The organism is Azospirillum sp. OGB3 (assembly GCF_014192915.1).
GTDB lineage: Bacteria > Pseudomonadota > Alphaproteobacteria > Azospirillales > Azospirillaceae > Azospirillum.
On the sequence record NZ_JACHYN010000001.1, the window covers coordinates 358,740 to 372,905 of the forward strand.

The following is a 14,166-nucleotide window of genomic DNA, read 5'->3' on the forward strand; positions in this document are numbered from 1 at the left end:
GATATCCCGCTCAGCCAGCGCTTTCAGGCCGGTGCACTCAGACGCGCGCGCCGCGCACGCCGCCGGCCAGTTCCCGGACGAAGCCCAGCACATCCTCGGCCAGACCCGGCCGGGCCTTGCCGTCCGCGTCCAGCCCGCCGGCCAGCCGCGTGACGATGGCCGAGCCGACCACCGCCGCGTCGGCGACGCGGGCGACATCGGCCGCCTGCTCCGGCGTCTTGATGCCGAAGCCGACCGCCACCGGCAGATCGGTGTGGCGCTTCAGACGCTCCACCGCGGCGCCCACCGCGGCGTTGTCGGCGCTGGCCGCACCGGTAATGCCGGCGATCGACACGTAGTAGACGAAGCCCGAGGTGTTCTGGAGAACCGCCGGCAGGCGCTTGTCGTCGGTGGTCGGCGTCGCCAGGCGGATGAAGTTCACCCCGGCCTTCAGCGCCGGGATGCACAGCTCCTCGTCCTCTTCGGGCGGCAGGTCGACGACGATCAGCCCGTCCACCCCGGCCTCGATGGCGTCGGCCAGGAAGCGGTCCACCCCATAGGCGTGGATCGGGTTGTAATAGCCCATCAGGATGACCGGCGTGTCGGCGTCCGTTTCGCGGAAGCCGCGCACGAGGTCCAGCGTCCTGCGCGCCGTCGTCCCGGCGTGGAGCGCGCGCAGGCTGGCCGCCTGGATCGCCGGGCCGTCGGCCATCGGGTCGGAGAAGGGCAGCCCCAGCTCGATCAGGTCGGCGCCCGCCGCGGGCAGGCCGTGCAGGACGGCGCGGCAGGTCTCCAGGTCCGGGTCGCCCGCCGTGATGAAGGTGACGAGGCCGGCGCGGCCCTCCGCCTTCAGCGCGGCGAAACGCTTGGCGATGCGGCCATTGTCAAAGGCCTTGTCCTTGGGGGCGCTCACAGCTTCACTCCCAGATGCTGGGCGACGGAGAAGATGTCCTTGTCGCCGCGGCCCGACAGGCAGAGCACCATCAGGTGGTCCTTGGGCAGTTTCGGGGCGCGCTTCACGATCTCCGCCAGCGCGTGCGCCGATTCCAGCGCGGGGATGATGCCCTCGGTGCGGGCGCAGAGCTGGAAGGCGTCCAGCGTCTCCTGGTCGGTGGCCGAGACATACTCGACGCGCCCGATGTCGTGCAGCCAGGAATGCTCCGGCCCGACGCCCGGATAGTCCAGGCCGGCGGAGATGGAGTGGCCTTCCAGGATCTGCCCGTCCTCGTCCTGCAGCAGGTAGGTGCGGTTGCCGTGCAGCACGCCGGGGCGCCCGCCGGTGATCGAAGCGGCGTGGGCCAACGGCCCCTTGTCGATGCCGTGGCCGGCGGCCTCGACCGCGACCATCTGCACCGACGGGTCGTCGAGGAAGGGGTGGAACAGGCCGATGGCGTTGGACCCGCCGCCGACGCAGGCGACGAGGCTGTCCGGAAGGCGGCCCTCCAGCTCCTGCATCTGCACGCGCACCTCGTCGCCGATCACCGACTGGAAGTCGCGGACCATGGCGGGGTACGGATGCGGGCCGGCGGCGGTGCCGATCAGATAGTAGGTGTCGGCGACGTTGGTGACCCAGTCGCGCAGCGCCTCGTTCATCGCGTCCTTCAGCGTCCGCGCGCCGGAGGTCACCGGAACCACCTCCGCCCCCAGCAGCTTCATGCGGAAGACGTTGGGCTGCTGGCGGGCGATGTCGGTCTCGCCCATGTAGATGACGCAGGGCATGTCGAACAGCGCGCAGACCGTGGCGGTCGCCACACCGTGCTGGCCGGCGCCCGTCTCGGCGATGATCCGCTTCTTGCCCATGCGGCGGGCGAGCAGGATCTGGCCGATGCAGTTGTTGATCTTGTGCGCGCCGGTGTGGTTCAGCTCCTCGCGCTTGAAGTAGATCTTCGCGCCGCCGAGCTTCTCCGTCAGGCGTTCGGCGTAGTAGAGCGGGTTCGGGCGGCCGACATACTGCTTGAGCTGCTCGCGGATCGCGCCCTCGAAGGCGGGATCGGCCCGGGCCTCGCGGTAGGCTTTCTCCACCTCAAGGATCAGAGGCATCAGCGTCTCGGCGACGAAGCGTCCGCCATAGATGCCGAAATGCCCGCGCTCGTCGGGACCGGAACGGTAGGTGTTGGGTCTGGTCATGGCCTGGGAAACTGCCTGAAGCGGGCCGCGCGGCGCCCGGAAGGCGCCACCATAGCGGCGGTTCGCCCGGATTTGAAGCGTTCGCCGAACCTTTCGCCGAACATGCCCACAAGATGGGAAAAGCCGCGGCGAAGGCAATGAGGCCACGCGGCATGGCAGAGCGCCACGGTCCGCTTCAGCCCGCCCTCACCCCCCCAGCGGCGGGGCGTAGTGCAGGCCGCCGTTCATCCACAGCCCGTTCATCCCGCGGTCGATGCCCAGCGGCGAGGCGGCGCCCAGATGGCGGTCGAAGACTTCGCCGTAGTTTCCAACCTGCGTGATCACGCGGAAGGCCCAGTCGTCGTCCAGCCCCAGCCCCCAGCCGACCCCGCTGGCCGCCCCGAGGAACCGGCGCACCTCCGGGTCCTGGGCCTCCTCCCTCAGGCGCGGGGCGCTGGCGGCGGTGATTCCCTTCTCCTCGGCCAGCACGGTGGCCAAGAACACCCAGCGCACGATGTCGAACCACCGCCGCTCGTCCGGTCGCACCATCGGTCCCAGCGGCTCCTTGGAGATCGCCTCCGGCAGGATGACGTAATCGTCGCGGTCGGGCGCCTTCAGCAGGCGCTGGGCGTGCAGGCCGACGCGGTCGCTGGTGTAGAGGTCGCAATGGTGGTTGAAGAAGGCCGACAGCGCCCCTTCGGTCGAGCGCACCCGCTTCAGCCGGAAGCGAAGGCCGGTGCGGGCCATCCAGTCCTCCAGGTTGCGCAGGGTGGTGGTCTGCTCGATCACGCAGACCGAGGCGCCGGCCGGCAGATCGGACAGGCGGGCGACGCCCTGGGCGCGGTGCGCGATGAATCCCTGGCCGTCGAACAGGTAGACCACTGGGAAATCGACCCCGAAGGTGGCGTCGCGCTGCAGGGTCCAGGTGGTCCCCTCCATCACCACGTCCACCTCGCCGTTGCGCAGGATGGCGAAGCGGTTCTCGGAATTGGTCTCGACGAACTCCACCCGGTCGGCGTGGCCGGCGACGGCGGCGGCCAGCGCCCGGCACATGTCCACGAAGAAGCCGCGCCAGTTGCCGCTGTCGTCCACCGCCGCCAAGCCGGCCCCGCTGGACGAGACGCCGCAACGCAGCAGCCCGCGCTCCCGCACGTCCTCCAGCGTCTCGGCCCGCGGAGCGTGGAACGGCGCGGCCATCGCCGCCGCCAGAACCGCGGCGGCCACCGCGACCCGCGCGAAAGACCGGACCAAGCCCATCGGCCACTCCCCTTCAGCCATCTGCGGCCAGCTTCGGCCCGGCAACCGGCGCGGGTCAAGCCCGCCCGGCTTCCCGTTTCCCGGCGCCCCATCGCACAGCGGCCGATTGCGGCGCGGGGGTGTGAATTGCGCCCGGCCGATCGCCCGTGTTATCTCCATCGGACGACACAGAATCGAGGCACGGGCATGCCGTTTCCCCGGCTGGGCGTGGCGTTTCGCATCCTGGCGGGTCTGACCGTGATCGCCGGCCTGACCACCGCCACCGGGGTGGTGGCCGTGTCCCTCTTCGGCCGCTTCCACCAGGGGTTCGAGCAGATCGCCACGGCCAAGGTGCCGGGGCTCGTCAACGCCTCGCAGCTCGCCCAGCAGAGCGGCACGCTGGCCGCGAACGCCCCGGCCCTGGTGGCGGTGCAGAGCCAGTCGGTGCGCGAATCGGTGATGGCCCGGCTGAGCGACCAGATCGCCCTGCTGGAAGACCTGATGACCCGGCTGCGCGACCGCGGCACCGACGTGGCGGACGTGGCCGAGCTGCAGCGCCGCAAGAACGAGCTGGTCGCCAACCTGATGACCCTGAACACCCAGGTGGAACGCCAGCTCGCCGCCGCCGCGGAGACGGGCGGGCTGGTCGGCCGCCTGATCCAGCTTGCCGAGCGCATCCGCGACGCCGAGCAATCGCTGCGGGAAGGGACCCCTCCCCCCCGGACCCTGGAGGAGCTGGCGGGGACCCAGGACACCGAACGGCGGGTCGACCTGTGGACGGCGGAGGCGCAGCACGCCATCCTGCTGATGCTCGCCGCCTCCCGCGCCGACCACGAGGCGCGTGTGGAGCGGCTGCGGCAGGATTACCGCGCCGCGATGGACCGCGCGGCGGAGGCGGTGTCCGGCCTGCCCCGAGGCCCCGCCTTCGACCTGGAGCCGCTGTACCGGGAGCTGGAAACGCTGGGGCTGGGGGAGCACAACCTGTTCACCAGCCGCCTGACGGAAATCGGGCTGGCCCGTGCGATCAAGGGGTCGATCACCCGCAACCAGAACGTCTCCGACCGGCTGGTCGGCGCGGTGTCCGACCATTTCCTGGCCATCGAGCAGGACATCGCCGCCCGATCGGGCGAGTTCGAGCGGGTGATCCGCGACGGCAAGACCGCCATCCTGGCGATGGCCGTGGTCTCGATCCTGGGCGCCCTCGGCATCTTCCTCTACATCCACCGCAACGTGGTGCGGCGGCTGCGCGGGCTGCAGACGGCCATGACCGCGTCGGCCGCCGGGCGGTCCGTCGCCATCCCCACCCACGGGCAGGACGAGATCGCCGACATGGCGCGCGCCCTGCACTATTTCGTCGCCACCATCCGCTCGCGCGAGCACGCTTTGTCGGACAGCGAGCGCCGCCTGCGCGCGATCCTGGAGCAGAGCCCGGTCGGCGTGTCGATCGGACGGCCCGACGGCTCCGTGGCCTTCGCCAACGCCCGCGCGGCGGAGCTGGCCGGGCTGCCGCCGGACGCCTTCGTCGGGCGCCGCCACGCGCTGGCCCTGCCCGGCGCCACCCTGCAGGGACGCGCCACTCCGCAGGACGGCGCCGGGCTGGTCGCCCGCGACGTCGAGGTGGCGGTGGACCGGCCCGACGGCAGCCGCGTCTGGGCGCTCCAGACGCTCCAGCGCACCGAGTTCGAGGGGGAGCCGGCGATCCTCGCCTGGAGCTACGACATCACCGGCCGCAAGCGCGCCGAGGAGGACCTGCGCCACGCCAAGGAGCAGGCGGAGGTCGCCGCCCGCTCCAAGTCGGAATTCCTGGCGACGATGAGCCACGAGATCCGCACCCCGATGAACGGCGTGCTGGGCATGCTGGAGCTGATCGCGCTGACCCCGCTGGACGCCGAGCAGACCGAGCTCGTCACCACGGTGCGCGACAGCGCGACGGCGCTGCTGCGGATCATCGACGACATCCTGGATCTGTCGAAGATCGAGGCCGGCAAGCTCGACCTCGACGAGATGGACCTCGACCCGCGCGAGCTGGTGGAGGGGGTGGCGGAGCTGCTGGCCCCGCAGGCGCACCAGAAGGCGCTGCTGCTGATCTGCGACCTCGACCGCAAGGTGCCGGCGGCGGTGCGCGGCGACCCCGGGCGGCTGCGCCAGATCCTGTTCAACCTGACGGGCAACGCCATCAAGTTCACCGACGCCGGCCGGGTCGTTCTGCGCACCCGGCTGGAGCCCTCCGCCGCCGGGTCGGACCGGCTGCGCCTGCGCTTCGCGATCGAGGACACCGGCATCGGCATCAGCAGCGCCGGCCAGGCCCGTCTGTTCCAGCCCTTCAGCCAAGCCGACAGCTCGACCACCCGCCGCTTTGGCGGCACCGGGCTGGGGCTGGCCATCTGCGCCCGCCTGGTGGAGATGATGGGCGGGCGCATCGGGGTGGAATCGGCGCCGGGCTGCGGCGCCACCTTCTGGTTCACGGTCGATCTGGCGCCGGGCGATCCGCGCGCGGTCTCCGGCGACGACACCGACCTGTCCGGCCTGTCGATCATCGTGGCCGAGCCCGACCCGGTGCAGCGCTCCGTGCTGATCCGCGCGCTGGAGGACAAGCGCGCCGCCGTCGCCGACGCCACCACGGCGGACGAAGCGGTGGAGCTGCTGACGATGGCCGACGCCGACCTGCTGGTTCTCGCGGACGGCCTGCTGGAGCACCATCCCGACGACGCGCCCGGCGCGCCCAACCCTCGCCTGTCCGCGGCCACGGTGCTGGCCCGCATCGCCGACGCCGGAGTCCGCCCACCGCCCACGCTGCATCTGGTGGACGGACGGGAGCAGGCCAGCGAGTGCCCGCCGGCCGACGAGTGCGCGCCGGAAAGCGGGGAGGACGGAAGGCGGTCCGCCGGCCACCCGCCGCGCCATGACCATCTCGGCCGCCCGATCCGCCGCGACGCCCTGTTCCGCCGCCTGGCCGCCCTGGCCGGACGCGCCGTTCCCCCGGAGCGCCCGGCCGACGCCCCGCCCCCTGTGGCGGACGGCGGTCCGGCCGCCCTCGACATGGGCGCCCAAGACATGACGGACCCCGGCGCGGTCGCGCCGATGATCCTGGTGGCGGAGGACCACCCGACCAACCAGCAGGTGATCCTGCGCCAACTCCGCCAGCTCGGCTTCGAGGCCGACCTCACCGGCGACGGGCTGGAAGCGCTGACCGCCTGGCGGGCGCGGCCCTACCGGCTGCTGATCACCGATTGCCACATGCCGCGCATGGACGGCTACGAGCTGTCGCGCCAGATCCGCAGCGCCGAGTCGGTGACCGGGTCGGCGGGCGAGTCGGCCGCCGGCTCCCGCCCGCGCACCGCCATCATCGCCATGACCGCCAACGCCCTGGCCGGGGAGATGGAGCGCTGCACCGCCGCCGGCATGGACGACTACATCGCCAAGCCGGTGACCCTGAGGCAGCTCGCCGCAGCCCTGAACCGCGCGTTCGGCGAGGGCAGCGCCGCGGCCCCCGACGAGCCGCCCGCGGCGGAGGCCGCCGGGGCGGCGGAGCGGGCGCTGGACCTCGACCATGTCCGCACCACCTTCGGCGCGCTCGACGGGATGGCGCTGGACATGCTGGACTTCTTCCTGGAGACCACCCGCCCGCTGCTCGACGAGGCCGCCGCCGCGCTGGACCGTGGCGACCTGGAGGCCCTGCGCGGCGCCGCCCACACGCTGGCCGGAGCCGCCCGCACGGCGGGAGCCAACGGGCTGGGCCGCGCCGCGTCCGCGCTGGAACTCACCGCCCACAGCGGTGACCCGGACGGGGCGGAGCGGGCTCTGGCGGCCGTGCGCGCCGCCTATCCCGCGGTCGAGGCGGCAATCGGCGCCCTGCGGGTCGGGGAAGCGGTGTAGCCGGGAGAAAGGGCCGCACCACCCCGAAAGTGGCACCACCGCCGGCCCGCCTTGCTCCGCTGGGAGGCGTGGACTAGTCTCTCCCGCGTGAGCGTCCTGACCCGATCATACGCCTTCGCCGCGCTGGGGCTGGCGGTGGGAGTCGGCCTGATGGCCGGGCCCTCCGGCTCGCCCGCCATGCTGGGCTTTGCCGGCGCCCTCGGCGCCGCCGGTTTCGGCGGGCTGTTCTGGACCGGCAAGGAACGCCGCCGCCGCGACCGGTTGGCGGGCGAGGTGGCGCGTCTGGAGGCCCTCCTGGCCACCTCCCCCCACCCGTGGTGCGCCTGGGACGCTGGCGGCGCCGTCAGCGCGGCGCCGGGCTGCGTCGCGCTGCTCGGCTCGGCGCCCGGCCAGGACATCGCGAACGCCTTCGCCGAGGCCGACGCCCCACAGGTCGCCGAGGCCGTCCGCCGCCTGCGCGCCGCGGGCGAGGGATTCCGAATCGAGGCGGCGACCCGCGACGGGCGGCGCCTGCTGCTGAGTGGGCGGCGGACCACCGGGCCGTCCGGCGGTACGGACGGCGCCGGGCACCAGAACGTCGTCTGGCTGGAAGACATCACGGACCGTTGCACCGAGCGGGAGACGCTCACCCGTGAACAGCGCGACGCCGAATCGGCGCTGGCCGAGCTGCGCGCGGCGGTGGACGCCCTGCCTCTGCCGCTGTGGCTGCGCGGCGCCGGACAGACGCTGTCCTGGTGCAACCGCGCCTACGCCCGCGCCGTGGATTCAGACCCCGCCGCCGTGCCGGAAAGCGGCAAGGAGCTGAGCGACGCCGGGCGCGCCCTGGCGCAGCGGGCGCTTCGCAGCGGGGTCGCCCAGTCGGAGCGGGTCTCCGCCGTCATCGGCACCGAGCGGCGCCTGCTGGAGGTCACCGAGGCCCCCCTGCCCGCCCCGGACGGGGGCGGCACGCTGGTCGTCGGCTACGCCCTGGACGTCACGGCGGTGGAGGAGCTGCGCGGCGAGCTGAGCCGCCATCTCGCCGCCCACGGCGAGGTGCTGGAGCGGCTGGGCGCCGCCATCGCCATCTTCGGCGCCGACACGCGGCTGACCTTCTTCAACCAGGCCTACGCCCGGCTGTGGGACCTGGAGGAGTCCTGGCTGCGCAGCCAGCCCACCCACGGCGAGATCCTGGAGGAGCTGCGCACCCGCCGCCGCCTGCCCGAATACGCCGACTACCAGAGCTACAAGCGCGAACGGCTGAGCCGCTACACCCGCCTGCTGGAGCCGGTCGAGGAACTGATGCACCTGCCGGACGGCACGACGCTGCGCAGCCTCGCCGCCCCCCACCCGCTGGGCGGGCTGATGCAGATCCTGGAGGACGTGACCAACACGCTGGCCCTGGAATCCTCCTACAACACGTTGATTGCCGTGCAGCAGGAGACGCTGGACAATCTGGCGGAAGGCATCGCGGTGTTCGGCGGCGACGGCCGGCTGAAGCTGTCCAACCCGGCCTTCGCGCGCGTCTGGGACCTCGACGACGAGGATCTGCTGGGCGAGCCGCACATTTCCGGCCTGTTCGAGCGGATGCGCCCCTTCCTGGAGAACGGCGGCGACTGGGACAGCCTGAAGGACGAGATGATCGGCGCGACGCTGGAACGCGCCGTGCGCTCCGGCCGGCTGGAACGGGCCGACGGCTCGGTCGTTGAGTTCTCCACCCTGCCGCTTCCCGACGGGGCGGTGCTGAACAGCTATCTCGACGTCACCGACAGCGCCCGGCTGGAGCAGGCGTTGCGCGCCTCCAACGCCGCGCTGGAGGCCGCCGACCAGTTGAAGAGCGAGTTCATCGCCAACGTCTCCCACCATCTGCGCAACCCGCTGAACGGCATCATCGGCTTCGCCGAAGTGCTGGCGAACCAGTATTTCGGGGAGCTGAACCCGCGCCAGATCGAGTATGTGAAGGGCGTTCTGAACGCGGGCGAGCGGCTGCTGGAGCTGATCGACGACGTGGTCGACATGACCAGCCTGGGGGCCGGGGTGACCACGCTGGACCGCGGCACTGTGGACGTGCCCGACCTGCTGGAGACGGTGGGCGAGCTGACCCGCGAATGGGCGCGGCGCGAGGGGCTGCGGCTCGACCTCTCCGCCCCGTCGTCGCTGGGCGAGGCGGAGGGCGACGAGCGGCGGCTGAAGCAGGCGCTGTTCACCCTGGTCGTCGGGGCCATCCGCCACCCGCCGGCCGACCGGCGCATCCTGCTGTCGGGGGAGCGGACCGCCGAAGCCCTGGTTCTGACCGTGGGCAGCGGCACCGGGCCGGGCGAGGCCGCCCCGCCCTCGCGCTACGACCGCAACGACCCGCGCGGCGCGGCGGCGCTCGGCCTGTCGCTGGTGCGCAACGTCATGGAGCTGCACGGCGGGCGGCTGGAGGTCGAGGAATGGCCGGGCCACGGCACCCGCTTCCGCTGCGTCCTGCCGCTTTCGCCCGCCTCCTGACGCGCCCGGTCAGCGCTGGCCGCGCCTTTTGTCCCGGAAGGGCTCGGCGCTGCCGCCGTGCGGCGATGTGACGGACTCCGCCGCCGCGACCGGACGGTCGGTGGTGATCAGCCGCGCGCCGCGCTGGTAGGTGGCCCAGCGCCACAGCCACTGCATGGTGACCAGCACCCGCTTGTGGAAGTTCACCAGCAGATAGACGTGGATGATCGCCCACAGCACCCAGGCGAACCAGCCCTTCAGCTTGCGCGTCCCGAAATCGAAGACGGCGGCGCTGCGCCCGACGATGGCGGTGTTGCCACGGTTGCGGAAGCGGAAGGGCTCCAGCGGCTGGCCGCGCAGCAGGCTGGCCTCCAGCCCGCCGCCGAGATGCTCGCCCTGCTGCTTTGCGACCTGGGCCAGACCGGGCAGCGGCGTGCCGTCGTCGCCGGCCAGCGCCGCCGTGTCGCCCAGCGCGTAGACGTCCGGCACGCCCGGCACCGACATGTCGGCGTCGACCGGGATGCGCCCGCTGCGGTCGGTCTCCACCCCCAGCCAGGAGCCGGCGGGCGAGGCCTTGACCCCGGCGCCCCAGACGATGGCCCCCGCCGGGATGAAGCGCCCGCCGACCGTCGCACCCTCCGGCGTGATGCTCTCCACCGCCTGCCCGGTCAGCACGACGACGCCCAGTTCCTCCAGCTTGCGGCGGGCGTATTGGCCGAGATCGTCCGGGAAGGTGGACAGGATGCGCGGCCCGGCCTCGACCAGCAGGACGCGGGCGGTCCGCGGGTCGATGCGGCGGAAGTCGCGGGCCAGCGCGAAGCGGGCCAGTTCGGCCACCGCCCCGGCCATCTCCACGCCGGTGGGACCGCCGCCGACCACGATGGTGGTCATCAGCGCCTTCTGCCGGGCCGGCTCCTCGCACATCTCCGCCTGCTCGAAATTCATCAGCAGCCGGGCGCGGATCCGCCGGGCGTTCTCGATGGTCTTCAGGCCGGGGGCGATCTCCGCCCAGTCGTCATGCCCGAAATAGCTGTAGGAGGAGCCGGTCGCCAGCACCAGCCGGTCGTAGGGGACGAAGCTGCCGTCGGCCAGTTCCACCCGCTTGGCCGTGCGGTCGATCCCGGTCACCTCGCCCATCACCACGTCGATGTTGGGGTGGCGGCTGACGATGCGGCGGATCGGCTCGGCGATGTCGGCGGGCGACAGGGCGGCGGTCGCCACCTGGTAGAGCAGCGGCACGAACAGGTGGTAGTTGTTCCGGTCGATGATGGTGACGCGGATGTTCGTCCCGCCCAAGGCCTCCGCGCAGGCCAGACCGCCGAACCCCGCGCCGACGATCACGACATGGGGGCGGCTGTCCACGGGCGCGGGGGTGCGGTCGATCTGCGGCACGGCGATGGTCTCCGGTCAAGACGATCCTGCACCGATAACCGTCGATGCCCCGCCGATGTTGCGGTGCATTCCGGAGCCAATGGACGCCGCCGCTGCCCCCACCCTAACCCTCCCCCGCTGCGCAGGGGAGGGGACTGCCGCCGCCTCGCAATCATCTCCCTCCCCTGCGCAGCGGGGGAGAGCCGGGGTGGGGGCAATGCTCCCCAAAATGATGCTCATACGCAGTCCACGCACCCCGCCATCACCGCGGCAGGGTCACCGTCACCCGCAGCCCCCCTTCCGGACGGTTCGCCAGCGCGATGTCGCCGCCGTGGCCGCGCACCACCGTGCGGGCGGTGGCCAGACCCAGCCCCACCCCGCCGGTGTCGCGGGAGCGCGAACGCTCCAGGCGGTAGAAGGGGGCGAAGACCTTCTCGAACTCGGCCTCCGGGATGCCGGGGCCACCGTCCTCGATCTCCACCCGCAGCTCCCCGTCCACCGGCCGCAGGCGCACCGTGAAGCCGCCGCCATAGGCGATGGCGTTGTCCATCAGGTTGGCGAAGGCGCGGCGCAGGGCCACCGGGCGCCCATCCACGGTCGCGTGCGCCGGCCCCTCGTAGGCCGCCGCGTGGCCGGCGTCCACGCGGTCGTCGCACAGGCTCTGCAGCAGATCGGCGAGGTCGAGCGGGCCGCGCGGCTCGTGGTTGGCGTCGTCGCGGGCGAAGGCCAGCGTGGCGTTGATCATCGCCGCCATCTCGTCGAGGTCGGCCAGCATCTTGCGCTGCATCTCCGGGTCCTCGACCAGCTCGGCGCGCAGCCGCAGGCGGGTCAACGGCGTGCGCAGGTCGTGGCTCATCGCCGCCAGCATCTGGGTGCGGTCGGCGACGAAGCGGGCCAGACGCGCCTGCATCCGGTTGAAGGCGCGGGTGGCGGCGCGCAGCTCCTGGGGGCCGGCCTCGGGCAGGGGCGGCGCCTCGCCGTCCACGCCCAGCCGCTCCGCCGCGTCGGCGAAGCGCGCGATGGGGGCGGTCATGCGGCGCGCGGTCCAGACCGAGACCAGAGCCACCGCCCCGACGATGCCGGCCATCCACAGCGCGAAGCGCAGCAGCCGGAACGGCCCCTCCAGCGGGTCGCCGCCGACGAAGGTCAGCCAGGACCCGTCCTTCAGCCCCACCGACAGCCGGACGTCGGTGCCCCATCGGTGCTCGTCCACCGGGAAGGGGCCGGGCATCGGGCGCTCCCGCCGGACCTCGACCACCACGGCGCGGTCGGGATCGTCCAGCTCGCCGCGGATGGCGCGGCGCAGCCGGTCGAAGGGGAAGCCCTCGCGCTGGTTGGCGAAGCGCGGCGTCTCGGGATTCCAATCCACCCGCAGCACGGGGTCGTCGATCGCCTTGACCAGCCGCCGCCGCTCCGGCGGCGGGGTGCTCTCGACGAGCTGGACGATGGCGGTGACGCGCTGGACGAGGACGCGCATGCTGTGGGCCGGCGGCCCCGGAGGGCGGTCGGTCAGGTAGACCAGCGCGCTGACCGCCTGGGTCAGCAGCAGCGCCAGCACCACGGTCAGCACCAGCCGCGAGGCGATGCTGTCCGGCAGCCAGCGCCGGGCCACCAGCAGGCGGCTCCTGCGGGAGGTCTCCATATCAGCCTCCCGTCACCGCCGGGGTGAACAGATAGCCGCCGCCGCGCACCGTCTTGATCATGGTGGGGTCGGCGGGGTCGGGTTCGATCTTGCGGCGCAGCCGGCTGACCTGCACGTCGATGGAGCGGTCGAAGGGCACCGCCGACCGTCCGCGCGCCAGATCGAGCAGCTGATCGCGGGTCAGCACCCGTTGCGGATGCTCCACGAAGGCGACCAGCAGGTCGTATTCCCCGGCGGAGAGCTGGACCAGCACCCCGTCGGGCGAGCGCAGCTCCCGCTTGGCGAGGTCGAGCGTCCAGCCCTCGAAGCCCAGCGTCTTGCCGGTGGCGCCGCCGGCCACCGGCGGGCCGGAGGCGCGGCGCAGCACGGCCTTGACGCGGGCCAGAAGCTCGCGCGGGCTGAAGGGCTTCGCCAGATAGTCGTCGGCGCCCATCTCCAGCCCGACGATGCGGTCCGTCTCCTCGCCCATCGCGGTCAGCATGATGACCGGCGTCTGCGCCGTCTCGGGCGCGGCGCGCAGGCGGCGGCACAGGCTCAGCCCGTCCTCCCCCGGCATCATCAGGTCGAGAACGATCAGGTCCACGCGCGCGCTGTCCAGCGTGCGCATCATCTCCACCCCGTCCTTGGCCCCGGTGACGCGGAAGCCGTGCCGCGTCAGGAACTGCGACAGGAGGGTGCGGATTTCGCGGTCGTCGTCGACCACCAGCAGGTGAGGTGTGCGGTCCATGGAACGCATGATCCGACGCGCGGGCGCCGGGGTGAAGAAGAAATGTGTAACGCCACGTTACGGGGAGGCCGGCTGTTACACAGCGTTACCAATTCACGCAAGGCCGGACATCAACCGGATACGTTGCCGGCCCATCATCGGGGTCATCGGGAACGCAAGACCCCGTCGATAACAAGGAGCATCCCCATGAAACGCGCTATGATGACCACCGCCGCGCTGGTTCTCGGTCTCGGCCTCGCCGTGCCGGTCTTCGCCCAGCAGCAGCCGGGTCCCGGCGCCGGCCCTGGCCCCGGTCCGGACGGCGGCCGGCATTTCTCCCGGATGTGCGAGGATCAGGACGCCCGGCTGGCCGGCATGCTGGCCTTCGCCGAGAAGAAGCTGAACATCACCGACCAGCAGCGCGCCGCCTGGACCAAGTTCGCCGACACCGCGAAGGCGAGCCAGAAGCACACCCAGGATCTCTGCGCCAAGTACAAGGACCAGCCCATGCCCGCAGCGGCGCCTGCCCGGCTGGAGCGCATGGAGGCCATGATGTCGGCCCGCCTCGCCCAGCTTCAGGAGGTGCGCCCGGCGGCGACCGACCTCTACGCCCAGCTCACCCCCGACCAGCAGAAGCAGGCCGACCGCTTCCTGAGCCGCGCCGGACACGGCATGGGCGGCGCGATGGGCGGCCCCGGCATGCGCCACCACGGCCCCGGCCATGGCCCCGGTCCGGGTCCCGACAAGGGCCCCCGCGGCGGCTGATCCCTTGCCTACTAGGGGGATGCTTTTACCCTCTTTA

The 14,166-nt window shown here is 72.4% G+C and carries 9 protein-coding genes; 3 read left to right on the forward strand and 6 right to left on the reverse strand.

Annotated elements, in window-relative coordinates; translation table 11 throughout:
* Positions 1-37: 37 nt before the first annotated feature.
* From trpA to FHW79_RS01760, 3 genes are all read right to left on the reverse strand, one after another.
* Complete coding sequence (gene trpA, locus FHW79_RS01750; protein ID WP_183177387.1) at positions 38-892, reverse strand: tryptophan synthase subunit alpha; 855 nt, start codon at positions 890-892, stop codon at positions 38-40.
* Entirely contained in the window at positions 889-2,106 is a 1,218-nt protein-coding gene (gene trpB / locus FHW79_RS01755; protein ID WP_014238652.1) for a tryptophan synthase subunit beta, read from the reverse strand. The genes trpA and trpB overlap by 4 nt, the downstream gene beginning before the upstream one ends.
* Before the next feature lie 186 nt (positions 2,107-2,292).
* Entirely contained in the window at positions 2,293-3,336 is a 1,044-nt protein-coding gene (locus tag FHW79_RS01760; RefSeq protein ID WP_183177388.1) for an amino acid ABC transporter substrate-binding protein, read from the reverse strand.
* 192 nt (positions 3,337-3,528) lie between these two features.
* On the opposite strand from FHW79_RS01760, the gene FHW79_RS01765 reads away from it, so the two are divergent.
* Together FHW79_RS01765 and FHW79_RS01770 are read left to right on the forward strand one after the other, a co-directional pair.
* Positions 3,529-7,197 carry an ATP-binding protein gene (locus FHW79_RS01765; RefSeq protein ID WP_183177389.1) on the forward strand — a complete coding sequence of 1,223 codons (3,669 nt, stop codon included), beginning with the start codon at positions 3,529-3,531 and terminating at the stop codon, positions 7,195-7,197.
* Between the two features lie 87 nt (positions 7,198-7,284).
* A complete protein-coding gene (locus FHW79_RS01770) occupies positions 7,285-9,666 on the forward strand; it encodes a PAS domain-containing sensor histidine kinase (RefSeq protein ID WP_183177390.1) in 2,382 nt (793 codons plus the stop codon).
* 9 nt (positions 9,667-9,675) lie between these two features.
* On the opposite strand, the gene FHW79_RS01775 is transcribed toward FHW79_RS01770, so the two are convergent.
* From FHW79_RS01775 to FHW79_RS01785, 3 genes are all read right to left on the reverse strand, one after another.
* Entirely contained in the window at positions 9,676-11,037 is a 1,362-nt protein-coding gene (locus FHW79_RS01775; RefSeq protein ID WP_183177391.1) for an NAD(P)/FAD-dependent oxidoreductase, read from the reverse strand.
* 241 nt (positions 11,038-11,278) lie between these two features.
* Positions 11,279-12,658: an ATP-binding protein gene (locus tag FHW79_RS01780; RefSeq protein WP_183177392.1), complete on the reverse strand. Its 1,380-nt coding sequence runs from the start codon at positions 12,656-12,658 to the stop codon at positions 11,279-11,281.
* 1 nt (position 12,659) lies between these two features.
* The gene (locus tag FHW79_RS01785; protein WP_149164499.1) at positions 12,660-13,385 is read right to left on the reverse strand and encodes a response regulator; all 726 of its coding nucleotides are present in this window, start codon (positions 13,383-13,385) and stop codon (positions 12,660-12,662) included.
* A 186-nt stretch (positions 13,386-13,571) separates the two neighbouring features.
* Here FHW79_RS01785 and FHW79_RS01790 point away from each other — a divergent pair, with 186 nt between their 5' ends.
* Positions 13,572-14,129 (forward strand): Spy/CpxP family protein refolding chaperone, encoded by a 558-nt coding sequence (locus FHW79_RS01790; protein WP_183177393.1) that lies wholly within the window; start codon positions 13,572-13,574, stop codon positions 14,127-14,129.
* Positions 14,130-14,166 lie beyond the last annotated feature (37 nt).

Coding starts and splice junctions, on each gene's coding strand:
- trpB (WP_014238652.1), bottom strand. CDS start 2,106: ATGACCAGACCCAACACCTACCGTTCCGGTCCCGACGAGCGCGGGCAT.
- FHW79_RS01785 (WP_149164499.1), bottom strand. CDS start 13,385: ATGGACCGCACACCTCACCTGCTGGTGGTCGACGACGACCGCGAAATC.
- FHW79_RS01780 (WP_183177392.1), bottom strand. CDS start 12,658: ATGGAGACCTCCCGCAGGAGCCGCCTGCTGGTGGCCCGGCGCTGGCTG.
- FHW79_RS01765 (WP_183177389.1), top strand. CDS start 3,529: ATGCCGTTTCCCCGGCTGGGCGTGGCGTTTCGCATCCTGGCGGGTCTG.
- FHW79_RS01790 (WP_183177393.1), top strand. CDS start 13,572: ATGAAACGCGCTATGATGACCACCGCCGCGCTGGTTCTCGGTCTCGGC.